Source organism: Enterococcus sp. 7E2_DIV0204 (assembly GCF_002140855.1).
Classification (GTDB): Bacteria; Bacillota; Bacilli; order Lactobacillales; family Enterococcaceae; genus Enterococcus_L; species Enterococcus_L lemimoniae.
The window spans coordinates 44790-45825 of sequence record NZ_NGKY01000003.1 but is presented as its reverse complement, the minus strand read 5'-3'; the positions used below and the strand labels follow the sequence as shown (position 1 = coordinate 45825).

The following is a 1036-nucleotide window of genomic DNA, read 5'->3' as shown; positions in this document are numbered from 1 at the left end:
TTTATGAATCTATTGATATTCAATACATTTATAGCTGTCTCTTATACACATCTCCATGTGTATAAGAGACAGAGAATCAATCATTCCAAAAACTGGAATAGTTTATGAATCTATTGATATTCAATACATTTATAGCTGTCTCTTATACACATCTAGATGTGTATAAGAGACAGATAGAAAATAGATAAGTATACTCAATAAAAGATACACATTAATGGGATCAATAAAAATCAAGGATTCAAATTGTATGTTTGTATTTGATTGTTTTAATGAGTTTAAATTATTTATGAAAAGAATAACCACAGGAAGAAAAGAAAAAGATTTAAACAAATTTAGTCGACGTTCTGCAAGTTCAATTTGTTTTTCATAGTAGTTCAAAAGCAATGTTGTGCTTTTTTCTAAGTCAGTTGATTTTTTTAAATAAATATCAATTTTCGCAATGCTTTGTTTAAGCATGTAAGTAGAAAAAATATTGAGTATACAAGCAACAATATATATATAAAGTCGATTATTATAAAGAATTTCTGACAACCCTGTTTTTATATCTGTCTCTTATACACATCTAGATGTGTATAAGAGACAGTCCCATTAATGTGTATCTTTTATTGAGTATACTTATCTATTTTCTATTTACATATAACAGCTACAGGAAATGTCAAAATTTGACCAGATTCAAAATTTTCATTTTAGCTCAACTTCAGAAAGAAGAGTTGAAAAAACAGCATACAGAACGTGGTATCTACTGACTATTTGATCCATTAATTTGTCGTCATTTGTAAAATGCCACCAAACATTAGGTTCAGAAAGAATAAAGTTAAGATCTCTATTATGACGTATTCTCTCCATGTACAAAGGAAATGTGAAATCGTGCTTATTTGGTTGGCTTTCTTCTAGAAAGCTATTAATTATTGTTGATACTCGCCTTAATTTCTTTTTGTTTATTGGATTCATAGTAAAAATAATTAATAAATCAACTTCTGACAAAATAATGGAAAGAACTTTCTTCTCAATTTCTTTACTTTTCATACCGTTAACG

Annotated in this window: 1 protein-coding gene; it reads right to left on the bottom strand. The window is 27.5% G+C overall.

The annotated features are described in order from the left end of the window. Positions 1–681 precede the first annotated feature (681 nt). Positions 682–1036: hypothetical protein (locus A5819_RS17365; protein WP_217809036.1), on the bottom strand; the 355-nt coding region annotated here is incomplete at its 5' end.